24 protein-coding genes and 2 riboswitches are annotated in these 25,520 nt (G+C 40.2%); of the genes, 10 read left to right on the top strand and 14 right to left on the bottom strand.

Annotated features, from left to right (window positions below; translation table 11 throughout):
- Positions 1 to 62 precede the first annotated feature (62 nt).
- The 3 genes from FIU87_RS04855 to FIU87_RS04845 all read right to left on the bottom strand — a co-directional run bounded on the left by FIU87_RS04855 (position 63) and on the right by FIU87_RS04845 (position 8,409).
- Positions 63 to 5,165 carry a lamin tail domain-containing protein gene (locus FIU87_RS04855; protein ID WP_152443554.1) on the bottom strand — a complete coding sequence of 1,701 codons (5,103 nt, stop codon included), beginning with the start codon at positions 5,163 to 5,165 and terminating at the stop codon, positions 63 to 65.
- Positions 5,166 to 5,337: 172 nt separating this feature from the next.
- Positions 5,338 to 7,356: a glucose-specific PTS transporter subunit IIBC gene (gene ptsG / locus FIU87_RS04850; RefSeq protein ID WP_152443553.1), complete on the bottom strand. Its 2,019-nt coding sequence runs from the start codon at positions 7,354 to 7,356 to the stop codon at positions 5,338 to 5,340.
- 207 nt (positions 7,357 to 7,563) lie between these two features.
- The gene (locus tag FIU87_RS04845; RefSeq protein WP_152443552.1) at positions 7,564 to 8,409 is read right to left on the bottom strand and encodes a glucose PTS transporter transcription antiterminator GlcT; all 846 of its coding nucleotides are present in this window, start codon (positions 8,407 to 8,409) and stop codon (positions 7,564 to 7,566) included.
- Between the two features lie 378 nt (positions 8,410 to 8,787).
- Between FIU87_RS04845 and FIU87_RS04840 the strand changes: the two genes are divergently transcribed.
- Entirely contained in the window at positions 8,788 to 9,342 is a 555-nt protein-coding gene (locus FIU87_RS04840) for an RNA polymerase sigma factor (RefSeq protein ID WP_152443551.1), read from the top strand.
- Complete coding sequence (locus FIU87_RS04835) at positions 9,339 to 10,076, top strand: anti-sigma factor (protein WP_152443550.1); 738 nt, start codon at positions 9,339 to 9,341, stop codon at positions 10,074 to 10,076. Before FIU87_RS04840 ends, FIU87_RS04835 begins: the two co-directional genes overlap by 4 nt.
- Positions 10,077 to 10,120: 44 nt before the next feature.
- On the opposite strand, the gene FIU87_RS04830 is transcribed toward FIU87_RS04835, so the two are convergent.
- Positions 10,121 to 10,912 carry a hypothetical protein gene (locus tag FIU87_RS04830; RefSeq protein WP_152443549.1) on the bottom strand — a complete coding sequence of 264 codons (792 nt, stop codon included), beginning with the start codon at positions 10,910 to 10,912 and terminating at the stop codon, positions 10,121 to 10,123.
- 14 nt (positions 10,913 to 10,926) lie between these two features.
- Entirely contained in the window at positions 10,927 to 11,532 is a 606-nt protein-coding gene (locus FIU87_RS04825; RefSeq protein ID WP_152443548.1) for a hypothetical protein, read from the bottom strand.
- Between the two features lie 193 nt (positions 11,533 to 11,725).
- A riboswitch (SAM riboswitch) is annotated at positions 11,726 to 11,829 on the top strand.
- A gap of 176 nt (positions 11,830 to 12,005) precedes the next feature.
- Positions 12,006 to 12,109, top strand: a riboswitch (SAM riboswitch).
- An 89-nt stretch (positions 12,110 to 12,198) separates the two neighbouring features.
- On the opposite strand from FIU87_RS04825, the gene FIU87_RS04820 reads away from it, so the two are divergent.
- Genes FIU87_RS04820 through FIU87_RS04805 form a run of 4 tightly spaced genes read left to right on the top strand, consistent with a single transcriptional unit; the run spans position 12,199 to position 15,922 of the window.
- Positions 12,199 to 13,230 carry a methionine ABC transporter ATP-binding protein gene (locus FIU87_RS04820; protein WP_152443547.1) on the top strand — a complete coding sequence of 344 codons (1,032 nt, stop codon included), beginning with the start codon at positions 12,199 to 12,201 and terminating at the stop codon, positions 13,228 to 13,230.
- Positions 13,220 to 13,870, top strand: a complete 651-nt coding sequence (locus tag FIU87_RS04815) for a methionine ABC transporter permease (protein WP_152443546.1) — start codon at positions 13,220 to 13,222, stop codon at positions 13,868 to 13,870. Before FIU87_RS04820 ends, FIU87_RS04815 begins: the two co-directional genes overlap by 11 nt.
- A 15-nt stretch (positions 13,871 to 13,885) precedes the next feature.
- Positions 13,886 to 14,710: a MetQ/NlpA family ABC transporter substrate-binding protein gene (locus FIU87_RS04810; protein ID WP_152443545.1), complete on the top strand. Its 825-nt coding sequence runs from the start codon at positions 13,886 to 13,888 to the stop codon at positions 14,708 to 14,710.
- 15 nt (positions 14,711 to 14,725) lie between these two features.
- Positions 14,726 to 15,922: a M20 family metallopeptidase gene (locus tag FIU87_RS04805; protein WP_152443544.1), complete on the top strand. Its 1,197-nt coding sequence runs from the start codon at positions 14,726 to 14,728 to the stop codon at positions 15,920 to 15,922.
- Positions 15,923 to 16,253: 331 nt separating this feature from the next.
- Here FIU87_RS04805 and FIU87_RS21350 read toward each other — a convergent pair whose 3' ends face one another.
- The 7 genes from FIU87_RS21350 to FIU87_RS04770 all read right to left on the bottom strand — a co-directional run bounded on the left by FIU87_RS21350 (position 16,254) and on the right by FIU87_RS04770 (position 20,638).
- Complete coding sequence (locus FIU87_RS21350) at positions 16,254 to 17,408, bottom strand: hypothetical protein (protein WP_253905514.1); 1,155 nt, start codon at positions 17,406 to 17,408, stop codon at positions 16,254 to 16,256.
- The gene (locus tag FIU87_RS04795) at positions 17,395 to 17,919 is read right to left on the bottom strand and encodes an RNA polymerase sigma factor (RefSeq protein ID WP_152443543.1); all 525 of its coding nucleotides are present in this window, start codon (positions 17,917 to 17,919) and stop codon (positions 17,395 to 17,397) included. The genes FIU87_RS21350 and FIU87_RS04795 overlap by 14 nt, the downstream gene beginning before the upstream one ends.
- A gap of 94 nt (positions 17,920 to 18,013) precedes the next feature.
- Entirely contained in the window at positions 18,014 to 18,511 is a 498-nt protein-coding gene (locus FIU87_RS04790; protein ID WP_152443542.1) for a GNAT family N-acetyltransferase, read from the bottom strand.
- A gap of 21 nt (positions 18,512 to 18,532) precedes the next feature.
- Positions 18,533 to 18,712, bottom strand: coding sequence for a DUF4083 domain-containing protein (locus FIU87_RS04785; RefSeq protein WP_152443541.1), 180 nt, complete (start codon positions 18,710 to 18,712; stop codon positions 18,533 to 18,535).
- Positions 18,709 to 19,674, bottom strand: a complete 966-nt coding sequence (locus tag FIU87_RS04780) for a DUF2268 domain-containing putative Zn-dependent protease (protein ID WP_152443540.1) — start codon at positions 19,672 to 19,674, stop codon at positions 18,709 to 18,711. The genes FIU87_RS04785 and FIU87_RS04780 overlap by 4 nt, the downstream gene beginning before the upstream one ends.
- A 70-nt stretch (positions 19,675 to 19,744) precedes the next feature.
- Positions 19,745 to 20,341, bottom strand: a complete 597-nt coding sequence (locus tag FIU87_RS04775) for a YdcF family protein (RefSeq protein WP_216647549.1) — start codon at positions 20,339 to 20,341, stop codon at positions 19,745 to 19,747.
- A 33-nt stretch (positions 20,342 to 20,374) separates the two neighbouring features.
- Positions 20,375 to 20,638 (bottom strand): hypothetical protein, encoded by a 264-nt coding sequence (locus FIU87_RS04770; protein WP_152443538.1) that lies wholly within the window; start codon positions 20,636 to 20,638, stop codon positions 20,375 to 20,377.
- Positions 20,639 to 20,729: 91 nt separating this feature from the next.
- Between FIU87_RS04770 and FIU87_RS04765 the strand changes: the two genes are divergently transcribed.
- A complete protein-coding gene (locus FIU87_RS04765; RefSeq protein WP_152443537.1) occupies positions 20,730 to 21,662 on the top strand; it encodes a phosphotransferase in 933 nt (310 codons plus the stop codon).
- 17 nt (positions 21,663 to 21,679) lie between these two features.
- Here the strand turns inward: FIU87_RS04765 and FIU87_RS04760 are convergent, their stop codons facing one another.
- Positions 21,680 to 22,288 carry a rhomboid family intramembrane serine protease gene (locus FIU87_RS04760; protein WP_152443536.1) on the bottom strand — a complete coding sequence of 203 codons (609 nt, stop codon included), beginning with the start codon at positions 22,286 to 22,288 and terminating at the stop codon, positions 21,680 to 21,682.
- 15 nt (positions 22,289 to 22,303) lie between these two features.
- On the bottom strand, positions 22,304 to 22,654 hold the full coding sequence (locus FIU87_RS04755; protein WP_152443535.1) for a VOC family protein: 351 nt from the start codon (positions 22,652 to 22,654) through the stop codon (positions 22,304 to 22,306).
- A 175-nt stretch (positions 22,655 to 22,829) separates the two neighbouring features.
- Here FIU87_RS04755 and FIU87_RS04750 point away from each other — a divergent pair, with 175 nt between their 5' ends.
- From FIU87_RS04750 to FIU87_RS04740, 3 genes are all read left to right on the top strand, one after another.
- The gene (locus tag FIU87_RS04750) at positions 22,830 to 23,162 is read left to right on the top strand and encodes a four-helix bundle copper-binding protein (RefSeq protein ID WP_152443534.1); all 333 of its coding nucleotides are present in this window, start codon (positions 22,830 to 22,832) and stop codon (positions 23,160 to 23,162) included.
- A 295-nt stretch (positions 23,163 to 23,457) separates the two neighbouring features.
- Entirely contained in the window at positions 23,458 to 24,825 is a 1,368-nt protein-coding gene (locus FIU87_RS04745) for a sensor histidine kinase (protein WP_152443533.1), read from the top strand.
- Positions 24,800 to 25,492, top strand: a complete 693-nt coding sequence (locus FIU87_RS04740) for a response regulator transcription factor (protein ID WP_152446412.1) — start codon at positions 24,800 to 24,802, stop codon at positions 25,490 to 25,492. The genes FIU87_RS04745 and FIU87_RS04740 overlap by 26 nt, the downstream gene beginning before the upstream one ends.
- Positions 25,493 to 25,520 lie beyond the last annotated feature (28 nt).

The following is a 25,520-nucleotide window of genomic DNA, read 5'->3' as shown; positions in this document are numbered from 1 at the left end:
TTTGTACTGTCCTTTTTATTGTTCGCCTGTTCTACCAACTAAGAAAAACTTTAGACTTAACTTTACAATCTGCTAAGCCTTCTTCTAAACCTCAAAACAGCAATCAACATACTTCCTGCTGCAAGGAGGATCAATCCTACAATCAAGTAGTTATATAGATTAGTTGCAGTATGAGGTAATAGGGAATGGCCTCCGTTTTGATCATTTCCAAGTGCTGTTGCAGGAATGCTATTCTCGTTATCTTCCTCAGATTTATTTGTTTCCTCTACGTCTGGTGTTTCTGGATTGTTAAGTTCGCTTTCCGGTTTTTCTGGATTTTCCGGCTGGATTGGTGGGTTTTCAGGCTTTTCTGGATTTCCAGGCTTCTCGGGTTTATCCGGAATTTGTGGGTTATCAGGTTTTTCTGGGTTTGGTGCTTTGCCTTTTACAAATGACCAAATATCCGAAACTGTGCGACCTGTATGCTCATCTTCCACTACAACATACCACCAATAGGTTCGATCTTCCTCCAGATCACGCCATACCATCTCCGCTGTTTCTCCACTTGGTACCTTTTTAACAGAGCCAATTTCATTTTCTGTGTACACATTTACGGAGAAATAATCTGTTGCTACTCGTTTTTTTGTTGGTGCTAAGTCCAATTCAAGAATGAATTCATCCTTCCCTGGAAAGGAAGCTGGGTCGTAATAATTATACTGATCAAGATAAGGAGAATAGGTGTTTACAAGTATTCTATTATTTGCTGTATCAAAATGTAGCAGTCTCATAAAGCCCTGCCCACCTTCTGGACCTGCTTGATAGTCTGCAAGCATTTGATATACTTGCCTATCAGGAGTTCCGTCTCCATTATCATCCACTTCATCCACTAGCAGCTGACTTTCATGATAATGTCCGCTTAATACGGCCACTACATTTTCATTTGGAAGGACTATTTCTTGATATAAGCGGTCTCCCATTGGATGACGTACACCTGTTGCCTGTAAGTATTCATGGAAGCTCAAAATCGCGATTCTATCCGGGTGAGCTGCAAGCACTTCATTCACCCACTTGATTCCCTCATCATCTATTCCCCATCCAAGATAGACCATGATATAATCGTTTCCTTGTGAGGAAATCAAATCATAATGACCTTTGTTATTTAAGTAGGATCCGCCATAATACGGTTTATTTTCAAAGCGGTCGGCACCGAAGTACCTATAATACTCCGTATAATCTGCCGTTTTTTGATCCACATCATGATTTCCAGCAAGCACGCCGTATGGAATCTCTTCTTGATCTAGAACTCCCATAAATTTGTCTGCATACTCCCATTGATACTGTTGATTGGAGGCATTGACAAGATCTCCAGTATGGAATACATATTCAATCTTCATTTCTTCTTGCTTCGCAGCAATCCATTCTGTTTGTTGTTCATAAATATGGGGAAAGCTTTCAGAATAATACTGTGTATCCGACATCCATACAAAGGTATAGTCGTATTCCTCCGGGCTTTCGGGAATTTCATCTTGGATCAGCACATTGATCTCTTGATTTTCTACAAACGAGGCGACATCTACCTCTCCAATTAGTTCAAAATCTTCTTTTCCAGCAACCTGGTAATCAACAATTTCCCATTGTTTTGTGTCATGACTCCATGCATACATGGTTACCTTTCTGCCTTCAAGGGAATTTCCTTTCCATACGAGCTCCACACGGTCTTTTTCCATGACGGAAGCATCTACTTGCACATTGAAACGGTGGTAGGGAAATTGTGTGCTTGAATCTGTAATCAGGTATTCCTTATCCTCTTTTGTCACCCGCGCAATATCATCATCAGAAAACGCAATTTCTCCCTCTGGAGCGAGCACAGCAGGTGGTTCTATGTCATTGGCATGCTTAAATCCTTTTACGTTTTCAGAAATGCTAGCATCATATTGAAAGCCACCATAGAAGGTTACATCCATATCATCCTCTGTGGGATCTGTAACTTTTACCTTTAAGGTTGGATCGCCGTTCACTGGCTCTCCATTTTCCAATGGAGCAACTAACTCAGGTAGGAGTGGATTTTCATCCACTACGGTAAAGTGAAGAAGTTCTTCGCTCTTGTTCCCCACCTTATCAACAGCTACTATCTTCAACTGGCGCTCTCCCGTAGGTAGCTTGGAAGAGCTTGTGTCATAAGGAGTTTCAATAATCTCATTATCTAAGAATGTCGTAATTTCCTGAACACCTGCTATTTCATCTGTTGCAGTAGACGAAATCGTAAAAGCTCCTTTGTATTCCTTTCCTTCTTCGATTGAAGTGGAGATGGAAGGCGCTGTGTTATCCACAATAACTCTAGATGTCACCTCTTCGTCTGTATCAACAACTTTTACAGTGTGCTCTCCATCAGGGACAGTTGTCGTATCCCATTTGTAAGATTTGGAAGGTGCTAGCTCTTCCGTTATGGAAAAAGTAAAATCTTCATGGATGCGATAGGTGCCATCATTTCCCATGTCATATACTTTGGTGGGGTCGTTTTTTTCTTGATCTCTAACAATGGTGCCATCTGCTAGCACAAGTCGTACATTGCGCAAATTAAAGTCATCGCGGTTATCCGTTGACTCCAAATCAAACGGGGAAGCTTTAGTTCCTGCTCTAATGGTGAAAGTATTTTCTCCTAAAGGCAGACGGTCAGGATTTATGGGAACAGTAACCGTTTGCCATTCATTAATCCAATCATCAAAAATTTGAAGAACTTCATCCCCAATGGTCACCCCATTTTGAAAGTACGTATTAATTCCACTGACCTCAAAAGCAAAATAGGCGGTATGCTCGACGCTTGAAAACGTTTGGCCTACTTCATTTTGATTAATAAAAAGCTTAACTTTTTCTGGTGCATCCACACTAGATGTGCCTTTAATTGTTTTGTTTCCGTTTAAAATGTCCCCATCCTTGACGTTTAAACGTAAGCTAGAAAAATCTAGCTCTGTTGTTACGTCAATTTTATACGTTTCACTTTTCACGACATTCCAGCCATCTGATACTTCCACATAATATTCTACATATTCCTTTGCAATAATATCAGGTGAAAAAATAGTGTAGTGATAGAGTAGATCGTTGTAATCCTTTGGAAGAATTGCTTGAGAAAATTCTTCCTGGTCATTGGTACGATAAAAGACCCGAACTGTTTTTACCTCATTATTGTCTGATGCATCAAAAACTAGCTTAATATCCTCTGTTTGATCCACTACTGTTGTAGATGTAAGGTTTTCATAGGTTGGCAAAACGGTATCTTCTTCTAACTTTACTGCCTCTTTTGGAACTTGATGTCCTTCCACTGCTCCTGGTGAAGCAGCTTTTTCTGCAGCACTAATTTTCAGCATCTGAGTAGATCCGTCTGTAGGGTATTTATAGAGAATAGCTTTATCCGATGCTGTATCTTTCACATTCGTGACATCATTGTAATAGGCAACTGCGAGCTCCTGTTTCGCATTGGTAGCAACAACAAGTCCTCTCATGGCCGCATTTGCCATACCATCACTATTAATCCTTACAATTTCCTGATTTTCCACTAAATTGACGCCATAATTCGCATTAAAATCCGCTACCGTTTGTTCTTGATTTTGATTATTAATAATCCAAAACACAAGCGTCTTTTTTGAAGGAATGACTACATCATCTGGAATGGAGGGCCAAATAACATCCGTAGCACTTTCAGCTCCATAACGGTACTGTATCTTGTAATTCTTAAAATTAATGTCCTTGTCGGTGTTATTGTAGATTTCAATAAATTCATAGCCATCCGCTGATCCAACATTCGTAGAATCTGGTACCACTTCTGTCACCAAAAATGGAGGCAGAGATTGAAAATCTACTTCTTCTTTCGCGATATCAATAAGATATTCTTCTGTTTTACTAACATTTTTCCCATCTGAAGCTTCTATGTAGTAGGAAATGGAACTTTGCACATCTGCCGCAGGGATTTCTCCTGAATATGTTCCTTCATTGTTTCCATCTCGATTCATTACAACGGAACGAAATGTCTCTTCTTCCATTGTTTTGTAGTAAAGAGTGACAGCATTTACAGCTATGTTATCCGTAACACTTGCCTCTATTTTTACAGGAGTAAAAGCAGTTCCTGATGTTACTTCCTTGTGTGTAATGACTGGTGCTTCTATATCTTCTTGCTCTTCTTCCACCTCTAGGGGCAACGTTGGTACCTGTTCATTTTTGATTGCACCTGGGGTAGGAGCAGCAAGCACTTCAAGTTTTTTCATGTCTGTTCCTGTTTCAGGTTCAGGATAGATATAGTTTATTCCATTTCCATTATTATCGTTTTCCGTACCAAGATAACTAGCAGATACGATGTCCTGTCCTTGCTGATTTTTTACAACTAAAGCACGATTTCCCCCATTCGCAAAACCTGGGAAAACATCGGTGAAGGCTACAACTTCATCCTCAGACAGATTCGCACCAAAATTCTGGTTAAAATCCTCCAATGCCAACTTTCCGACGTTAAACCATAACACAATAGTTTCTTGCGGTTCTAATTCAACCATAGGTACTTGAAAAGCAAGCTCATTTCCACTATCAGTATATTTATAAAAAAAGGAATAGCTTCCAAGATTCATAGGCTGATTTGTATTGTTATAGACTTCAAAAAACTCATAAAAATCGGTGCCCCCACCTTTAGAGTTTGGGCTCAGTTCTGTTATGAGCAATGGCAGCTCACTATAAGTTTCTTCTGTATTACTACTCTTTTCCGTTTGTTCTTTTTCGGTTTCTGAGTTTTGTTCATTAGCAGGTGGATTCATCTCCAACTCAGATTCAGGAAGTTCTTCTGATGGGGAATCTTCCAACTCTTTTTCTTCAGATGTTTCTTCTTTTGGGGACTGCACAGAATTTGTTTCATTTTCTGGAGCTACAGTGGTTTCATTTTCTGATTCGACTGTGGATTCATTTTCTGGTTGGACTGTGGTTTCATTTTTTGATTCCACTGTGGATTCATTTTCTGGTTCCACTGTGGTCTCACTTTCTTCACTTTCCTCATCTGGCACAAGCTCTACCGATGGAACAGTTTCTTCCTCAGCTTCTTCTGCACTAACCAGAACTGGTCCCTCAGCATGATAACTGGGAACTAAAATGATAAAACACATCCAAATAACTAACAGCTTTCTTAATGAAATTTTGAGATTCATTTGCATTCCCGCACTCCCTTTGTTTTTATCTGACAATTTTAATGTTAAGGGAGGATTGTTAATGAAATATAAAGGACATGTAAAAATATGTTGCTTTTTAACGTAAAATGTAAATGCAGGAATATATAGAAAGACCGTTCAGCATTTGACAGCTAAACGGTCTTTTATTGTTTGTGAACTATTTTATTGTAACGTACCCTTTATCCCCAGCACGCACACTACCATCTTTAATCTCTACCGCTTCACCAGCAGCCAAGTTAGTAAAAATAATTGGCGTAATAATGGATGTTGCTTCTTGTGCTACAATCCGTAAATCAACATGTAACAAGGTTTGCCCCTGTTCAACGATATCGCCTTGGGCAACTAGGGCTTCAAAGCCTTTTCCTTTTAAATTTACCGTATCAATGCCTACGTGTACTAGCACTTCACGGCCATCCTCTGTTTCAAGTCCTATCGCATGCTTTGTTGGAAACAGATTGACGATTTTTCCCGCTACAGGAGCAACGACTTTTCCATCAGAAGGCTCAATTGCAAAGCCATCTCCCATCATTTTTTGCGAAAAGATTTTATCAGGTACTTCTGAAATCGGTAAAAGTTTCCCAGTCATTGGCATAGCAACATTCAGCTTACCACTTGATACAGGCGCTGCTTCTGTCGCTGCGGCCACTTCACTTTTGGCTGGCGTTTTCCCACTAAGAATATCCTGAATCTGTCCTTTAATCGTTTCAGAACGAGGGCCAAAAATCGCCTGGATATTACGGTCGATTTGCATGACACCTGCTGCGCCAAGCTTTTTCAAGCGTTCTTTGTCTACCTGACCGACATCTTTGACACTTACACGCAAACGAGTAATACAAGCATCAAGATTATCTAAGTTTTCTCTTCCACCTAATGCTTCTAACACACCGTATGGCAGTTCATCCACACTTCCAGCAACTTCTTCATCGTCTGTGTTTTTTTCTTCACGACCTGGTGTCATTAAATTGAACTTTTTAATCGCAAAACGAAAGCCGAAATAGTAAATTACAGAGAATACTAGTCCAACAGGAATCACTAGCCACCAAGGAGTTGCATTTGGTAATACACCAAACAAAATGTAATCAATCACTCCACCGGAGAAGGTCATTCCAATTTTCACATCTAAAATATGCATGACCATAAACGAGAATCCTGCAAACACAGCATGTATCGCAAACAGGATCGGTGCCACGAATAAAAAGCTGAACTCAAGTGGCTCTGTGATACCAGTTAAGAAGGAAGTTAATGCTGCAGAACCCATGATTCCGGCTACATACTTCTTGTTTTCTGGACGAGCACAATGATAGATTGCTAACGCAGCTGCAGGTAATCCAAACATCATGAATGGGAATTTACCAGTCATAAAGGTCCCCGCAGTTAGCTCTGCACCATCCTTCACCTGCTCCATAAAAATTCGTTGATCTCCTCGAACCATTTCTCCTGCTTCATTTGTGTAAGAGCCAAACTCAAACCAAAACGGAGAGTAGAAAATATGATGAAGTCCAAACGGAATCAGGCCACGTTCGATCACTCCAAAAATAAATGCTGCCAGCGTCCGATTGGATTCCGTCATAAAGTAAGAGAAACTGTTAAGTCCTTCCTGTGCAAACGGCCACACAAAGTTCATGACAATTCCTAATATAAGTGCTGATGCCGCCGTAATGATTGGAACAAAACGCTTTCCAGCAAAAAAACCTAAGTAAGATGGCAATTCAATATTATAAAATTTGTTGTACATATACGCCCCAAGTACGCCGGCAATAATTCCTCCAAAAACTCCGGTTTGAAGCGTTGGTATCCCTAATACATTAGCAAGAGCAGGATCTGAGCCTACCTGGTCAGCAGTAACTCCACTGATGACACTCATTGTCACGTTCATGATTAAATACCCAATCATAGCTGCAAGCCCGGCAACTCCGTCTCCTCCAGCAAGACCAATGGCTACCCCAATGGCAAACAATAATGGCAGATTGGCAAATACAATGCTACCTGCCTGCTCCATAATTTGCGCGAGCAGCACGATTCCATCTGCTTCTAAAAAGCCAAGTCGGCTTGTCATATTTGGGTTTTGCATCGCATTACCAAAAGCAAGTAATATCCCAGCTGCTGGTAAAAGTGCAACAGGTAGCATCAACGCTCTTCCAATGCGCTGCAGCAACCCGAACGATTTTTTAAACATTCTATTTCCTCCTCTTGTATGCAGAACTTGTGCAAAAGACTGTGTTAATAAACAGCCGTGTTTAACACAGCCTTAAAATAAAAATAGGCATGAGTCAAAAGAAAAGGTACACGAAAAAGGATAGACTTCTTCTATCAATTTCGTTTACGCTTTCTTTCGCTCATGCCTGCTTTACCAGTAACACGTGAAAAAATGCTGTTGGTTTATTTATTTTGCAAGCCTTTGCAAATGCAGGGTCAGATAAACTGCCTCCGCATCCGGCACAGACTTGTGTAAGTTCTGTTGCATAATTTTTATCAATTTCCAAGCAAGATTGTAGCACACTGGATATTCTGCTTGCAACACTTTTGCGAGTGCTTCTTGATTTTCTGGACGGTTTTGATCCTTTTGCACCCGCTCGATGGAGGCATGAAAATGGCGGATTAGACGCAGGTAATTCACATCCGTTCGGTCAATGGATATTTTCAAAGACTCTTCAATCACATCCACCATCTGACTAATCAGCTGCGTGTGCCTGTTCACCTCTGAGAGATCTCGGTTTGTCAGGGCACTATGAATATGCAGCGTGATAAATCCAACCTCTCCTGTTGGAACAGAAATTTGCAGTTCTTTATTTAACCATTCGACAATTTCTAGGGCCACCCTATACTCTTTCGGGTAAGCGAGCTCTGTTTCCGTCAAGAATGGATTTTTTATATCAAGGCCCTGTTGAATGCGTTTAATCGCAAAATAAAGATGATCGGTTAAACCAACATGAATGTGCTCGTTTAGCTTCACATCAAACCTGCGTTCAATCCTCTCCACACACTCATTCATAAGGCCAATAAAAGATTCGTCAACATAATTAAGAAGCTGCTTGTATTGCTGCTGCTCACTTTGATCCTGGAGAACGAAAAACTTCTCTGCATTCTCCTCGGTAATTTCTTCTCCTGTTCGTTTGCCGAAGCCAATTCCTTTTCCAGTGAGGATTACCTCATTGTACTCAGGGTGAGCGGCAATCAGGACGTTATTATTTAGTACTTTCTTTACACGCATAATCATTATTTCCTCCATGCACCTATTGCAATATATATAAGGTACGTCAGGTTGGATTCTTAGTCAAGTTAAGGTGATTTCCAGCTATATACTGATCCATCATCCATTTTCCAGCGTTATGTAAATAAGAAGGCTCTTTTCTAAAAGATTGTTGCTAATACCTAAGAAAAAGTCGGCTTTAAGACTTTTTCCAGTCTTTATCCGAAGAAAAATTGCCACATGTTTCAATCTTCCTCCACGAAAAGAGCACGACAGCAACGTTGATTACGGATTGTCTTGTCTATACCTGTAGCAACAAAGTTTACGAAAACAGCTAATAAGAAAGCCTTATTTCTTCTTTTAAACAATAAAAGAAAGATATAATAATAAGAAATCTACCTAAAAAGGAGAACCTCTATGCAGAATAAGGACACTCTTCTTTATGAGCGGATAAGGCAAAAGGACAAAACCGCTTTAGAAGAAATGTACGACCGTTACGAAAAAATCCTGTACTCCTTTCTATTAAAAATCACCAATGATCATGAGATTGCCGAAGAAGCAATGCAGGATGTGTTTATCAAACTCTGGCAAGGAACAGGCATCTATGACGAATCTAAAGGAAAATTCCGTTCTTGGTTGTTCACCATTGCCCGGAATAAGGCTTTGGATATTATAAGAAAGCATCAGCGTACACAAAATGCATCAATGGAGGATGTCGAGCCTTATCTTCAAGCTACTGATTCTACGGAAAAAGAAACAGAGTGGAAAGAGGAACAATCGGTCATCCGAGAGGCGGTTTCCACCCTTTCAGATGAGCAACGAAAGATGGTGCATTTGATGTATTTTAAAGGATACACTCAACAAAAAATTGCGGACCTCACTGGCATACCGCTCGGTACCGTTAAGGGCCGAATACGACTGGCATTAAAGAAATTAAAACCGCTGCTTGCAGATAGGAGGGGGAGCATATGAGTAAGAATTGTGATCACATAATCGACTATTTCAACGGTCACCTTTCCCAAACAGAGAGAGAAGAATTTGAACAACACTTAGCTACTTGCCCTGATTGTCAGGAAGAATTGCAGGAGCTTCAAGAACTGTTAGGAGATGTTGCCCTTGTGTCTGAACAGGCATCACCACCACCAGAAATGAAGAAACGAATACTGGATAATGTCTTTGCAGCAGAAGATCAAACTGAAACTACAACATCTGTTACACCGATAAACAAAACAGAACCAGCAACAAAAGCACCAACGCAAAAGAAAGCATGGCTAACGACAATACTAGCTGCATCCCTTTTACTTTCCTTACTTGGAAACGGCTATTTGCTGATGCAAAACCAAGATGACATTGCAGCAACCCCGGACATCACACCTCCAGATAGCATTGTAAACCTGCAACCATCAGAAACCAGTGCCAACGGATTTGCCGCACTCTACCAGAAGGAGGAAGCACTGAGTGTTATGGTTCACACCGAAGAACTTCCTGAACTCTCAGGAACTGAAGTGTACCAGGTTTGGCTCTTAAAAGACGGCTCACCAATACCAGCTGGTGACTTTATCGTCGACAGCCAAGGAAAAGGGTATGTCCTTTACAACATCGATGAAACAACTGTAAAGGAATGGGATACCATTGCCATCACCTTAGAGCCGCAAAAAGGAAACGAATTGCCTGAAGGGAAAGTACTTCTTTCTGCAGGTTTATAAAAAAGCAAAAGCTCAAAGCACCATATTGGCGGCTTTGAGCTTTTTTATTCTGCAATGAATTTTTCCCCTGTAATGATTGGAAAAAGCTCTGCTGCGGAAGCTTCTGAGAGCTTTGCATACTTTGCTTCTCCCTCTACTACAACCTCCATGCCATCGCCGAGTGGGGTAACCCACAAGGCATAGGTGGAGCCGTTCATGTGAAATCGATAGTCAGGGTCTCTTACCATCTCCACTTTCACTTTACTTTCCCCGAACCTATTTGCAAAGAAATCTTCCAATCGTTGAAGTTCTGTGGCCGCTTCCACTATTTTCACCGTTTCATACCCAGCGTCTGTGCGCTTCTCTACCTTTACTGGCTGAAGCTTTTGGGCGTTCTCTTTTTTCGCCAGCCACTTTTCATTGCTGCCATGAACTTCTTCTCTCGTTTTTCCATCCAGTGAATATGGTGCACCTGCTAACGCTTCATCCGAATACGGAAAGGACCACCCACCAACAACCTTGTTCTCAATCAGAAATACGGTTGCATGACTTTTCCCTTTTTTATATTGATCATCTAACGGATGACCACTGACTAAAAAGTGAACAGTAGCCATCACTTCATCCAAATAATCATCTAATTCCCCGTATTGCACACTTAGCAATTGGTCATTGGGCATCACATTGACAAAGTTCCGTTTAAACTCTATTTCCCCTTCCTCTTCAAAGGAAACAATCGAATAGCCTAATCCTTCTAAATGAGACTTTGCAATTTCTCCTTGTTCACTGAGCGTCGCAACACTCATATTATAGCTACAACCACTTACCAAAAACACACAAATAAGGAGCATCCACTTCATCTAAGCACCTCCCTTTAATTTAGTAGCATCTGTAGATCACTTTGCTTTTCATAAGATAAGCGATTTAATCCTCGTAAAATATCAATCCAAAAATCATCTGTGATGCTAATCTCAGCACTGCCTTCCTCATTTAGCTCCAAATGCTGTGTCCGTCTATGAAGCTCTTTTATGCAGTTACTATTAAATAAGACCAACATTTCCACCTTTTTAACAAAGGTATCGTCCACATCCATCCTAGTTTTTATTTCAAGTTGCCCCTGCTGTCTGTTGAACACGGCTTCTGTTAAAAACGCAGCACTTGCAATCGAATACGCATCATGTTGATAACGGTCTAAGTGGACCGCCAGTCCGTGGTAATCCTCATAATATCGCACTTGAACATAGACGTTTTCTCTCACCTGAGCGAGTTGCTCTTGAGAAAGAGTCCCCTCGTTCAAAATAGCTTTAAAAATTCTATCGTTATCTTCAAAGCTAGCTATAAAATGAGAGGTATCATTCCGTACCGCTGCAGAATGGTACTCTGCATAGCCTTTATTGATTTTATATGTATTAATTAATGCTACCACTACCATAATAAAACTTAGAAAACTAATGCTAATTACAATACTAGACTTCTTCAACTCACTTCTCTCCTTTGCCATATATCCCCATTAAATATGACGAATTGGAACACCCATAGGTTTCATTTTTCAAAATATTTTCATAATAAGCCCAGCAAGGACGTAAGCGTTTACACAATCATTTATTGTAAAAAAACCTATTGACACTCAAAAAAAACCATACTAAACTAAGCATCAATCAAATAAAACTTTTTTCTTATCCAGAGAGGTGGAGGGAACGGCCCTGTGAAACCTCGGCAACAGGCTTGCATAAGCACTGTGCCAATTCCATCAAGCGATTCGCTTGAAAGATAAGAAGAGCAAAAGTTCACCCGGACTAAAAACCTCTTCTTATCTATGTAGGAAGAGGTTTTTTGTTTTTGTAATAGACGAATGCATCTTTTCACAATCTTGAGACCCCGCAGGCAAAGCCGAGGAGGCTCAAGGTCGCCCTTAGGAAGTCATAAGCGACGTATAACAACTTTATAATTGTTTTCTTATCCAGAGAGGTGGAGGGAATGGCCCTATGAAACCTCGGCAACAGGCTTACATGAGCACTGTGCCAATTCCATCAAGCAATTCGCTTGAAAGATAAGAAAGAGCATCGATCCCCCAATGCCCTTTTCTTGTCTTTTCAAGAAAAGGGTATTTTTTATATTTTTTCAAGAAACGGAGGAAGCACCCAGCATGATCTCATTTAAAGATGTTAAAAAGGTATACAAAAGTGGTGATAAGGAGGTTCATGCCCTTGATGGTATTGACCTCAACATTGAAGAAGGAGAAATTTACGGTGTCATCGGTTTTAGTGGAGCCGGCAAAAGCTCGCTCATTCGTTGCGTGAACCTGCTTGAGCGTCCGACTTCAGGAAGGGTTTTGATAGGCGGAGTAGATTTAACCCAGCTTTCCCCGAAAAAAATTCGCGAAGCCAAGCGAAAAATCGGCATGGTCTTTCAACATTTCAATCTTCTAAACTCGAAAACCGTGTATGAAAATGTTGCAATGCCCTTAATCATTAGTGGTACAAATAAGGCAGAAATAAAAGAAAGAGTGAAGGAGCTACTCGAATTTGTCGGGCTTGCTGATAAAAAAGACAATTACCCTGATCAGTTATCAGGCGGACAAAAACAACGTGTTGGTATCGCCAGAGCCCTTGCCACAAGGCCTTCTGTCCTGCTTTGTGACGAAGCAACCTCCGCTCTTGATCCACAAACAACAAGCTCCATCCTAGAGCTTTTGAAAAAAATAAACAAGGACTACAAAATTACCGTTCTCATGATTACGCATGAAATGTCCGTCATCCGCGACATTTGTGATAAAGTCGCTGTTATTGAAAAAGGAAAAATCATTGAGCATGGAACAGTATTTGATTTATTTTCTAACCCACAAACAGAAACAGCACGCAACTTTGTCAGCTCCGTCTTAAATGACAAGCTGCCAAAATCGATTCTAGAGCTCGTAAGCAACAAAGATGACCATCAAGGAGTTTATCGCATTAACTTTGTTGGTGCCTCCACTGGCCAGCCCTTTTTGTCTCAGGTGGCCAAGAAATTTAAAGTCGACGTCAATGTGCTCTTCGGTAACATAACAGAGCTTCAAGGAATTCCATTTGGTAATTTGATCGTGGAGTTAAAAGGAGAGCCATCTGAAATAAAAAGAGCCCTATTTTACATCCAACAAGAAAAAGTTCTAGTGAAAGAGGTGAACGCACATGCGAGTTAGACCAGATCAGATTATTGATGCCTTACTTGAAACAGTATCGATGGTAAGCTTCTCCTTACTGTTCTCCGTCCTACTGGGCTTGCCGCTTGGTGTGCTCCTAGTGGTTTCAAGAAAAGGACATATTTTAGAAAATACTTACCTATTTAACCTAATAAATCCTGTCATAAACGTATTTCGCTCGATACCGTTCATCATTTTACTTGTTGCCATCATTCCGATTACCAGATTGCTTGTTGGTACCTCGATCGGGACCGCAGCAGCAACTGTACCTTTAATTTTTTACGCAGCGCCATATTTTGCAAGACTCGTAGAAAACTCACTTCTCGAGGTGGAGCCAGGTGTTTTGGAAGCAGCAGAAGCAATGGGGGCGACACCAAGGCAAATCATTTTCAAATTTTTGCTACCAGAAGCATTAAGCTCCCTCGTCTTAGCCATCACGATCGCCACCATTGGACTTATTGGGGCATCCGCCATGGCAGGGGCTGTTGGCGGGGGTGGCCTTGGTGATCTTGCCATTACCTATGGCTACCAGCAATTTGACGAAGTAACGATGTTAATCACCGTCGCCATCCTTGTGGTATTGGTACAGGGTGTTCAGAGTTCCGGAAATATTTTATCAAAAAAAATTAGAAGACGATAAGGAGAGAAAGACATCATGAAAAAATTACTAGGTTTTGCAGGATTATTTTTATTACTACTGGTAGCGGCAGGCTGCTCAGATGATGAGAAAACAGTAAAAATTGGCGTAAGTGGTACTGACACAAGAATTTGGGACTTTGTAGCTGAAAAAGCAGAAAAGGAAGGAATTAATATCGAAATTGTCACTTTTAATGACTATGTGCAGCCAAACCTTGCCCTTGCACAGAAGGAAATTGATGCAAACGCATTTCAGACCATCTCTTATTTTGAAGCATTTATTAAAGAGCACGACTTAGACTTATCACCAATTGCGACCACTGTTATTGCCCCACTCGGTCTATACTCTGAAAAACATGAAAAGGTGGAGGACATTCCGGAGGGCGGAAAAATTGCGGTGCCTAATGAAGCAACAAATATGGGAAGAGCCTTCCTACTCTTACAGGATGCCGGCCTTATCACCCTGCCGGAGGACTTTGACGGCAATGGCTCCTTAGACAAAATCGTAGAAAATCCAAAGAACCTCGAGATTGTTCCTGTCGTTGCGGGCCAAACACCGCGCGTACTGGCTGATGTGGATGCTTCTATCATCAATAACGGAATTGCCGTAGACGCAGGCTTCAATCCAATTAAAGATTCTATTTTCCACGAGGATGAAACTGCCACTCCATATATCAACATCATTGCCACACGTACTGAAGATAAAAACCGCGAGGACCTGAAAAAAATTGCCGAGCTTTATCAAGAGGACGATGTGAAAGAGTTTATTGAGAAAGAATACAAAGGCAGCACCATCCCAACCTTTGTGCCCCTAAGCGAAATTGGCGTTGACGAAGAAGAATAAGGAGGAGTGATTCACATGACAGTAGCTGTAAATGAGCATTCCATAGTAATCAAGGAAGATATCCAATCAAAACAAGCACTCTATTTATCTACCAGTCACGACATTCATGAATATCCAGAGATTGGGAACGAGGAATACTATGCCTCCTCCCTCCTCACCTCTATTTTAAAGGAAGAGGGATTTCTGATTGAAACAAATGTGGCCGGTCATGAAACTGGATTTATTGCCACAAAAAAATCCGGAATACCAGGCCCGTCCATCGGTTTCCTTGCCGAATATGACGCCCTTCCGGGGATAGGTCATGCGTGCGGACACAACATTATTGGAACAACCAGTGTGGCCGCTGCCGTTGCGTTAAGCAAGGTGCTAGATGAGACAGGTGGCGAGGTAACCGTTTTTGGAACTCCTGCAGAGGAAGGTGGGCCAAATGGCAGTGCAAAGGGTAGCTTTGTGAAGCACGGCTTGGTGCAGCATTTGGATGCCGCTTTAATCGTTCATCCAGGGAGTGACACAAGATTAACTGGTCCGACTCTAGCTGTTGATCCCCTGGACTTTGAATTCATTGGAAAACCGGCGCATGCTGCCGCCTCTCCTCACGAGGGTATCAACGCGTTGGATGCAGTAATTGGGCTGTTTAATGGGGTGAATGCTCTGCGCCAGCATGTCACAGATGATTTTCGTATTCATGGCATTATCACCCATGGTGGAGACGCTCCGAACATTGTACCGGAATACGCAAAAGCCCGCTTTTACATTCGCGCCGCTACTCGGGAAGGGTTAAATGAAGTGACGAGGAAAGTGAAGGCAATTGCGGAGGGTGCTGCTTTGGCGACCGGTTCTGCGGTGAATGTCATTGCCTTTCAGAATGAGGTCGACAATATTGTGTTGAATGAAAGCTTGGATGAGGTGTACCAGGAGGTCGTGGAGTCACTTGGTGAGACGGTCGTGTTCGAGGGGCGCGCTGGCATTGGCTCTACGGATGTTGGGAATGTGAGCCAGGTGGTGCCGACAATTCACCCTTATATTAAGATTGGGGACTCCGCGCTTGTTGCACATACAGAGGCATTTAAAGCTGCGGCCCGTTCACCCCAGGGAGATCATGCGTTACTGGTTGGTGCGGAGGCGCTAGCGCTGGTCGGGCTGCGATTGTTGACGGATGTGGAGTTGTTGGAGCGGGTGAAGGGGGAGTTTTCTGCGAAACGGGGTTTATAGTGGGGGATTTTATGACGTTTGAGGTGTGATTGGTGATATTGGTGGGTGGTGAGGCTTAATTTTACGGGTTGTCGGGGGTTTTTTGGTAGTTTGGTAGCTGGTGGAAATTTTATTTGCGGCTTTGGATGTTTTATTTGCGGAGATTTGATTTTATTTGCGGGTTTAGCGGTTTTATTTGCGGAGGTTTCGATTTATTTGCGACTTTGGTGGTTTTATTTGCGACTTACCTGAAGATAAAGGCCTTTCGACAAATACCGCTAATATCCGCACTCCGCATAAAAGGAAGCCAGCAAGTAGTCTTCCCGGGCTACTTGCTGGCCTCACATCTTGATTACTGAAGTGGTATAAATGACACACTCCAGCTACCATCTTCCTCTTTCACCATGGAAAAGCCCCACACCTCTCCACTTATATTCATAAAGCTAATGTGGCCGCCACTACCATCTTCAGATTCACGGAAGGTCCCATCCTGTATTCCAAAAAAAGAGTTCTCAATTTGCTCCTTTGTTTGATTGGTCATTTCATTAAAGTATTCTTCTTTCGAAATTTGATGCCTATCCTCTCTATCTGTATAGAGCTCATATTTTACCTCCCACTCCTTATCAAGGCTAGCCTGCACATAAAGTTTAGCTATACTAATTGGAGGGAGATCTTTCGCATGCTTCACATCCAAATCCGCTTTTAATAATTCATATACTTTCCCCTCCTCTTCCGTTAACTCGAAATCTAATGCACTTTCATTATGTGTCAGTGATGATTGTATAGGCATACCGTTCTCACCGACTCCTTGGATTTCATATGCATCAAGAGAATTAGCATCCACAAAAGCATACCAGTAGCTCTTTCCATTTTCAGATGTGATTATCTCTGCTGTGTATTCTTGCTTATTGTCCAGGTTCGTCACTTGCACCTGTGTGATTGCTGGGTCGATGATGCTACCAAACAATAATGGGAAAGGTGATTGATCACTTGAAGCCAGCAGTAGCTGGTAGCTGAGCTCTGTCTGTTCCAGGAAAGTATGGCTGCCCCCATCCAAAGATTTATCCCAGCCATCCTCTGTTTTTCTAACAAACACGGCATTTAACTCAATAATATTTACATCTTTCTTAATATAATCCGTGAATAATACCACTACCCCATTCTCCACTTCTTCCTGATGAAGTATTTCTGCATATCCGTAGGAGGATAGAATCTCTTCTAATTCTGCTTGTGAAGAGTGTTGGTCTGTTATTGTTCCTCCTTCAGAAAGATTCGGCTTATTAAAATTGGACAGTAAGGATGGCACCAAAACCAACATAAACACAACCGCAGCAGCTGCCATCGCAAAATAATACTTCCGTGGTGGCGAAGACTTTCGAGTGGTCGGTGCCACATCAATCTTTTCATGTATCCTCTCTAACACATCATGTCGGTCCTTCTCATTTAGCGATATTTTTCGGTTCAACGCTTGAAAGTCCGTATCTTCATATCTACTAGATTGCTTCATGCTGATAACCCTCCTTTTCCAATTCTGCGCGTAATACTTTTAGCGCTCGAAACAAGTCGACCTTCACCTTTGCTTCTGTACAACCAAGGATATCCGCAGTTTCGCTAATCGAAAACTCCTTTATTTTTCGTAAAATAATGACATCCCTTTGTGAGGCTTTCATTTTACTTAACGCAAGGTATAATTGCTTTTCCGTTTCGTTTAAAATTGCCAGGTCTTCTGCTGACTTTTCATTGGACAATTTATAAGGAGAAAAACTTAAATAATTTAAGAGAGTTTTTTTCTTTCTGACCGTATCAATGGTTAAGTTCCGCGCAATCCGAAACAACCAGCTTTTCTCTTGCCCACCGCGAAAATGCTCCAAATTATTGAAGGCTCGAACAAAAGTATCCTGCAGGATGTCCTTTGCCTGCTCCTGGTCACCAATCATAAAAAAAGCGTAATTATACACATCATTGCTATATTTTTCATACCAACTATCAATCTGTTGTTTTTTTCGTAAATGATTCACCCCATCAACTCCCTCCCTTTTTCACCTATTACAACGTGCTACCTTATAAAAAGTTACAAAATAAAAAGCTGGCCCAAATAGACCAGCACAAATCTTATAACGCTAAAACCATCATTTCCTCATCATAATAGGTATTTCCAACCTTCAACGCTCGAACATCCACTCCAAACGTGGTGAAACCCAGTGACTGATAAAGCTTTTTAGCAGGCTCATTGCTCGCATTAACGGTTAATAAAACTTGTTCTACACCTTCTTGCTCACTAGCCCGATGAATCGCCGTTTCCATCAACATTTTTCCCACACCTTGTTTGCGAAACTCATCTGAAACATACATCGCGACAATATGACTGCGATGCTTAATTTTGATCTTCGTTTCACATATTAAAGTCACCGTACCTGCTAGTTTCTGCTCTATAAATGCACCAAAAGTAAAAACGTGCGCAGCTCCAAATCTACTTGCAAAGGCAGCCACATCCATCTTACTTTCCTCATCAAAACTCGAACTAAAGGCTTCTGGCACTCCCTTTAATCCCTCAAGGCGAAGCTCACGATATTGCTTGGCATCTTCTTTACCTAACACTCTAATTTCCATCGTACCGTCCTCCGAAATCATCTAACTTTTCTTTTCTACCTGTTTTACTAGTCTATCCAATTTTTCATTCATTTCCTTCAATTGTTGATTTCGTACAGATGCATTGATGAGTAGTCTTCTAATGAAAAATGTAAAAGAGACAACAAATAAGATGATTAAACCAAACACGAAAAGCTGAAACAGTGTATCTACTAAGTTCATGGCTTATCACTCTCCAATTGTTCTAAAATTTCAGCAGCTTTTATCAATGACCAATCCTTAGTGGCTAATTCGTTATTTTTCTCCAAATACTCTTGCATCATCTGATAACCCACTCTATAAAGTGCCCACTTAGGAATCCCACTACTTGGAATGCCTGCTCGCATCTGATAATAGTGATCTAAATCATAGGAACTCTGATATTTATCTAAATAATTTCTAATAGCTCCTTGTTCGTTTTCGCTTAGTGGTTCAATCCAGCCAACTTCATAATCTGGATAAACCAATTTTGTAAAAGAATCCGCCTTCCCTTCCATCATCACAAGTTCCATCAAATTATGTTTGCGTATTTTATAATCCGATATTTCCATATAAACGAGATGATGATACTCATGAGCAATGGTTTGTTTAATACTGTTTTCCGTATAATTATCTGGGTCGATTTGTAGTAACATTGCACCTTTGTCAGTAGCAAAGCCAGCCACACCTTCCATATCTAGTGAACTGATATCAGGATTATATGGAGTTAGATAAATTTTGTAGTCACTGCCAGATAAAAGTCGTGAGGAGTCACCAATACTTTTTTCAATAATATTTTTTATTTCACTAAATTTTTCATCAAGATTTTTTATGTAATGTTCAAGCTTATCGATATTACTTGGAACAATAAAGTGAAGATCATTCTGTAAATAGTATTTTGATCCATAAATTTCCTGACTTATTTCTTTCGTTACTAATTCGGAAAAGACATCCTCTCTATTACCTTTTTTCTCCCTTTGGCTAGAGATATATTCCATGTAAGGTTCAAATAAAGGAATAACATCAACATGCTGACCGTTAACAGAAACCGAGTAAGCTTGCGTATTTTTAAGCTCGAACCCTTCCACTAGACTAGTTTCTTCAATCGTTTTAGTGCATCCTGCTAGAATCAGAAACATCATTATTATAATACTCAACTTTCTCACTTAGCCACTCCCTTTTTACACCATTACAACGTAGAAAAGATCTTCTGTAATGGTCCCTCTCTTACTGATATTACCTCAATGGTAAACTAAATAGATAACCGATATAGAAAAACAACTCACGTAGGAAGAATGGTACTTTGCTATTCAATGTTTTGTATACGGAACTTTGAGTAGGGGATGAATATGCTTCCATTCCAGTGTTTTTTGCAATCAAGATTGCTCTTTTCATATGCAAAGGATCGCTTACAATTGTAAATGTGTTGAGGTTATTCTCCTTCGCAATTTCATATGCATATTTAAGGTTCTCTTCTGTAATTGTTGATTTAGTTTCTATCAAAATATCATCAGAATGAACATTGTGTTTGATAGCATAATCTCTTGCAATCTCAGATTCTGCATACTTATCACCTTCACCCTTACCACCAGTAAAGATAATTTTATCTACGTAATCATTCTCATAAAGCCAGATTGCATGATTTACCCTCTCACGCAAAACAGGAGATGGCTCATTATCCCAAGCAGCAGCACCAAGGACCACAGCAACATCCGATTTAACTAATTGAACATTGTTACCAAAGGACCAAATACTAAAAGCAGAGTAACTTATGAAAAAAAGGCAGAATACTATTAAAGAAAAAACTAATCTTAACCAGATCTTCTTGGTCAATATAAATCAATCCTTTGCAAATAAAACTGTTTATCATCTGCTACGATAACGTTGCTGGTCGTTATTTTTATCTAGCCTTCCAATCAAAAAATATAAACAAATCCCTAATAGAGTAAACACCATCCCACCGCGCAGTACTTTCCAATAGGAGGTTGTCCAAACTTCTAACTCATCCGTGTGCTTGAGTAAGCTGAGAGCTCCCCACCAATCCTGAGTAGAAGCAATATACACAGCACAATAAACCCAAATTAGAAACAAAAACCATGTGATTAAAAATACCGCAACTTTTCGATTCATAATGGCCACCTTTTTCTACGAATTGGAAAGAGGAAAGTTTCCATCTCGTGTAGAATGTTTTTTTATCCAATAATGAACAGGAGAATGAAACATGTTGAATCTTGATATCGAGTCACAAAGCTGGGCTGAGGAATTGCTAGACCGTGAAATTGGGGACACGAAAATAATTAAAAACACGGATCTTTCTTTTATAAAAAAAATTACTAGTATGAATGGCAGTCTATATTTTAAAGCCATCGGTCCTTCAGCTAAATTTGAACCTAGATTAACAGAAGAATTGTTTCAACGGCATCCTGATAAAATAGTGGAGGTGGTTGCTTCTCACCCGTCACACCCCTGGTTTTTTATGAAAGAACTGCAAGGCACCCTTCTAAGGGAAACAAAGGATAAAAGCGTATGGAAAAAAGCGTTACAGGAATATGCAGATTTACAGGTTCAAGAAACAAAACAGGTTGCTACCTTGCTTGCAACAGGTACTCCTGACAGACGCTTTCCAAAATTAATAATTGAAATACAGGAAAACTTATTAGCTATGTGCGAAACTGGATTGTCACAAGAAGAAACAGAACAGATAATGGCGCTAGATTCCGAAATTATTCACATGTGCGAGCAGATGAATGGCGTAGTTCCTTATTCCATCGATCATGGTGATTTGCATTCTGGGAACATTCATGTGTGGGAAAATGAAGTCATGTTTTTTGATTGGGGAGATGCTGCTGTAACGCATCCGTTTTTCAGTACAAGGGTTTTCTGGCACGCATTAGATGATTTAATAGAATCAGAAGCAGAGTGGTTTGATATGGTCAATGAGTTCAGGCCGTATTATTTAGAGCCATGGACCACTTTTGCGCCAATGAAAAAATTAGAACAAATTTCACACATCTCCGACCAGCTTTCTTGTGTTTATCGGGCCCTTGGCTGGCACCTTTACATCAATCCATATCGCAGCGAAAAGAACGACTCCTTCAAAAATCCAGCTCAATGGCTGCGATTATTACTTGAGCACCGAGAGCTTGTGAAGTAGTAGAAAAAGGTGCGCCGTTAGTATGGTGCACCTTTCTTTGATTTAGAATTTTCCAGGTGAGAAATCATTCCTAAAAACAAGCCTGTCATAAAACCACCCAAGTGTCCCATTATTGTTACGATTTGTTGGGTAAAAGCAGAAAAGATAAATGTGAATACCCAACTAAAAATCGTAAACTGTATGATTAACTTTCTATCAAATTCATCTTCGAGCAAGTAGCGTCGATTGAATAAATAAAACCCCAACATTCCAAATACGAAGCCAGAAATTCCAACTCCTGCAATAGGTGTTGTAAAAATAATTGGAATAGGTGTCAGTATGACCGTGCCAATAATTAACATAAGAAATCTAGTTTTTCCAAGCTTTTCTTCAAGCGGAGGACCAAAAATTAGTATAGCACCCGCATTAAATAAATAGTGATAAACGTTATGGTGTAGGAATGCATACGTAACAAAACGCCAATATTCTCCTGTTTCTAAAACTCCCCTTTGTATACCACCAACCTCATAAGGATTATTGCTAGAAAAAACCATGTAAATCATTACCGCACTTATTATAATTATTGTAATTGTAGATAATAAGTAACTTTTAAAATATTTCCTGTAGGACTCTGTTCTAATAAACATTGAATAGTTTTTCGCTTAACACTGCGAAACCATCAATCTATTACCATCCGGATCCTTAAACACAAAATAATGACCATGCTCAATACCTGTCACCATCTCCACATCTTTATCCTTCATCTTATGAAAGGATGCTTCAATATCATCTGTACCAAACTGAATAACAGGAGCTTGTAAGACTGGTAGCTCTCCATTTTCATTGCGCCATTTTGGCATCATATCAAGGATGACCGTTGCGCCTTGCATCTCTGCCACACATAAGTGCTCAAACTGAACCTCGCCAAATTCGATTCCCAACACGCTAGAATACCATTCCCTAGCGCTTTGAATTTCACTTACAGGTATGAATACTGTTTCAATGCGGTACATTGTAAAATCCCCCCAGCTTCAATAGTCTCTTAATTTTAGCATAATTACCCATTTTATTGAGAGAATAGATTTTGTAACAATTTTGTGCAGATTATATGGAGTTTTCAACTTTCCGTTAAACATTGGATAGATTGGGTACATAAAAACGGAAAGCAAATAGGAAAGGAGTTTTTACATGTTAAGTCAGGAACACCTACAAAAATGTTTAGAAGAATGCTTAGCGTGCATGGAGGCGTGTAACACCTGTTTTGATGCTTGTTTAGCAGAAGAAGATGTGAAAATGATGGCTGCTTGTATTCGTACAGATCGAGAGTGTGCAGATATTTGCGCCTTTACGGCAAAAGCCCTTCAATCAAATAGCCCATTTATTCAACAAGTATGCGGACTTTGTGCAGAAATATGTGAGGCATGTGCAGATGAGTGCGAGAAGCATCAGCATGACCATTGCCAGCGATGTGCAGAAGCTTGCAGGCGTTGTGCTGCTGCTTGTAGAGAGATGATGGCATAAAAGATTAACACATCCCCTTGTAAAAGGTGGGTGTGTTTTTTCTTGAAGACTCTTTTCTAAAAGATTGCTTCTTAAAACCTAAGAAAAAGTCGACTTTAAGGCTTATTCCAATCATTATGCGAAGAAAAATTGCCACGTGAAAAAACTCCTCCACGAAAAGAGCACGACAGCAACCTTTATCACGTGTGTCTTAACTATGTTTGCCGAAAACAGCCTTCTTGTACAAATCTGCACACATTTTTGATAAATTTCATTTAAAATAATAGGTATGTCTACATAGAATAGGGTGTTTCACATGAAATTTTCAACAAAGTTAGGTATTTGGTTTTTTCTTAGCATCCTTGTTATAGAAGCAATATCCATGAGTGTTCTTCATCGGCATGTGGTGAATTCGCTAATAGAAGAAGAGCTTGAGGCTTTGCTAGCTAGAGGAAACAGCCATCGAGATGTTCTTGAGACGTCTTTTGATTCAAGCACCCTTAACCATATTGAGTTAATGGAATTAATAACAGATACGGAAGTTATCATTATGTCACAAGAGCAAGAAGTACTCGCTTCTTCTCTTTCAGAAGCGGAAATCCCGGATGACATACGAGAAAATAGAGGGAAAACGGAGCAAATACTACAAGATAATTGGAAGGACAACCGCTATGTATCCACGGTTTCCCCATTTCAAACAGAAGGCACTACTGGCATTGTTTATATGTTAAAAAGCACAAATCAATTTCAACAACTTGTACAACAATTAAACCATCATTTTGGCATTGCTGCAGTTATTATTCTTTTCTTTTTGTTCTTGACTAATTTCTTTTTAATTCGTTTACTCACGAAACCTCTTGAAAGAATGAAAGATGCAACAGGAAGGTTAAGCAAAGGGGATTTTTCGGTTGAACTACCAGTTAAAAAACAGGATGAGATAGGGGAACTGGCTCAGTCCATTCAAGCCCTATCAAATCATTTGCACCATTTGCAAATTGAACGAAATGAGTTTCTTGCTAGCATCTCCCATGAACTAAGAACGCCACTTACTTATATTAAGGGATTTGCAGAACTTGGTAAAAAATCACACCTAAGTGAAGCAGAAAGAATGCGCTATCTCCATATTATTCATGAAGAATCTCTTAAAGTATCAGACATGCTAAAAGATTTATTTGAACTTGCGAAAATGGATCAAAACACGTTTTCTATTCAAAAAGAAAAAACAAGAATGAGCGCATTTGTACAAGCTATATATGAGAAGACAGTACCAGTTTTCCAATATGAGGAGCAGCATTTGGAATTCCACCATCATGACGACTTTGTAGCGGATATTGATCCAGCCCGATTTGAACAGATAATCGTAAACCTATTAGATAATGCGCGTAAGTTTTCCGATAAAGGGGCAACAACTTCTATCTTTTTAACGAAAGCAAACATAATCATTCAGGACGAAGGTATCGGAATTACTGAAGAAGACCTTCCCTTTGTGTTTGACCGAATGTTTCGCGCAGAAAGATCGAGATCCAGGCTAACAGGTGGAACTGGACTAGGCTTATCAATTGTAAAAGAATTAGTCGAAGAACATAATGGAGAAATTACCATACAATCCGAAGTTAACAAAGGAACGACGGTAATCATTGCACTTGAGGTGAAACATGATGAAGAAAATACTGTTAATAGATGATGAAATACGAATGTTAGAGCTTCTGTCTTTATATTTAGCTCCCTATGAATATCGTTGTGTAAAAGTACAATCCGGTAAAGAAGGAGTGGCATTTCTAGAAAAGGACGATGCAGATTTGATTCTGTTAGATATAATGATGCCGGAAATGGATGGATGGGAAACGTTAAGAAATATTCGTATTTTTTCCGACGTCCCTATCATCATGCTTACAGCAAGAAACGATAAAGAGGACATTGTAAAAGGCCTGAAAAACGGAGCAGATGACTATATTCCCAAACCCTTTAATGAGGAGGAACTTCTAGCAAGAATAGAGGCCGTACTTAGAAGAACAAAAATTACTTCTAGCACTGATTTACCAATCCATTTTAAAGGACTAAATCTTTACACTTATTCTTTTCAAGTGACCTATAAAGAAACTACCATTACCCTTACCCCAAAGGAGTTCGCTTTATTAGAAAAGTTTCTTCTTCACCGAGACAAGGTATTCTCAAGAGAGCATCTAATTGATTCGATCTGGGACTTTAAAACAGAAACAGAAAACCGCACGATTGATTCTCATATTCGAAATCTCCGAGATAAACTTCGAGCAGGCGGTTTTCCAGTCGAAGCGCACCTTCAAACTATTTGGGGTGTGGGATATCGTTGGAATGATAAATATAAGAAATAAAAAACTTGGGAAGATTGCCTATTGATGG

Source organism: Bacillus sp. THAF10, assembly GCF_009363695.1.
GTDB lineage: Bacteria > Bacillota > Bacilli > Bacillales > Bacillaceae_I > Sutcliffiella_A.
This window is presented reverse-complemented; position numbering and strand designations above follow the sequence as displayed.

Bases quoted from the DNA above. Each gene is read 5' to 3' on its own strand.
- FIU87_RS04855 (WP_152443554.1), bottom strand. From the start codon at position 5,165: ATGCAAATGAATCTCAAAATTTCATTAAGAAAGCTGTTAGTTATTTGG.
- ptsG (WP_152443553.1), bottom strand. From the start codon at position 7,356: ATGTTTAAAAAATCGTTCGGGTTGCTGCAGCGCATTGGAAGAGCGTTG.
- FIU87_RS04845 (WP_152443552.1), bottom strand. From the start codon at position 8,409: ATGGAGGAAATAATGATTATGCGTGTAAAGAAAGTACTAAATAATAAC.
- FIU87_RS04840 (WP_152443551.1), top strand. From the start codon at position 8,788: ATGCAGAATAAGGACACTCTTCTTTATGAGCGGATAAGGCAAAAGGAC.
- FIU87_RS04835 (WP_152443550.1), top strand. From the start codon at position 9,339: ATGAGTAAGAATTGTGATCACATAATCGACTATTTCAACGGTCACCTT.
- FIU87_RS04830 (WP_152443549.1), bottom strand. From the start codon at position 10,912: ATGAAGTGGATGCTCCTTATTTGTGTGTTTTTGGTAAGTGGTTGTAGC.
- FIU87_RS04820 (WP_152443547.1), top strand. From the start codon at position 12,199: ATGATCTCATTTAAAGATGTTAAAAAGGTATACAAAAGTGGTGATAAG.
- FIU87_RS04815 (WP_152443546.1), top strand. From the start codon at position 13,220: ATGCGAGTTAGACCAGATCAGATTATTGATGCCTTACTTGAAACAGTA.
- FIU87_RS04810 (WP_152443545.1), top strand. From the start codon at position 13,886: ATGAAAAAATTACTAGGTTTTGCAGGATTATTTTTATTACTACTGGTA.
- FIU87_RS04805 (WP_152443544.1), top strand. From the start codon at position 14,726: ATGACAGTAGCTGTAAATGAGCATTCCATAGTAATCAAGGAAGATATC.
- FIU87_RS21350 (WP_253905514.1), bottom strand. From the start codon at position 17,408: ATGAAGCAATCTAGTAGATATGAAGATACGGACTTTCAAGCGTTGAAC.
- FIU87_RS04790 (WP_152443542.1), bottom strand. From the start codon at position 18,511: ATGGAAATTAGAGTGTTAGGTAAAGAAGATGCCAAGCAATATCGTGAG.
- FIU87_RS04785 (WP_152443541.1), bottom strand. From the start codon at position 18,712: ATGAACTTAGTAGATACACTGTTTCAGCTTTTCGTGTTTGGTTTAATC.
- FIU87_RS04770 (WP_152443538.1), bottom strand. From the start codon at position 20,638: ATGAATCGAAAAGTTGCGGTATTTTTAATCACATGGTTTTTGTTTCTA.
- FIU87_RS04765 (WP_152443537.1), top strand. From the start codon at position 20,730: ATGTTGAATCTTGATATCGAGTCACAAAGCTGGGCTGAGGAATTGCTA.
- FIU87_RS04760 (WP_152443536.1), bottom strand. From the start codon at position 22,288: ATGTTTATTAGAACAGAGTCCTACAGGAAATATTTTAAAAGTTACTTA.
- FIU87_RS04755 (WP_152443535.1), bottom strand. From the start codon at position 22,654: ATGTACCGCATTGAAACAGTATTCATACCTGTAAGTGAAATTCAAAGC.
- FIU87_RS04750 (WP_152443534.1), top strand. From the start codon at position 22,830: ATGTTAAGTCAGGAACACCTACAAAAATGTTTAGAAGAATGCTTAGCG.
- FIU87_RS04745 (WP_152443533.1), top strand. From the start codon at position 23,458: ATGAAATTTTCAACAAAGTTAGGTATTTGGTTTTTTCTTAGCATCCTT.
- FIU87_RS04740 (WP_152446412.1), top strand. From the start codon at position 24,800: ATGAAGAAAATACTGTTAATAGATGATGAAATACGAATGTTAGAGCTT.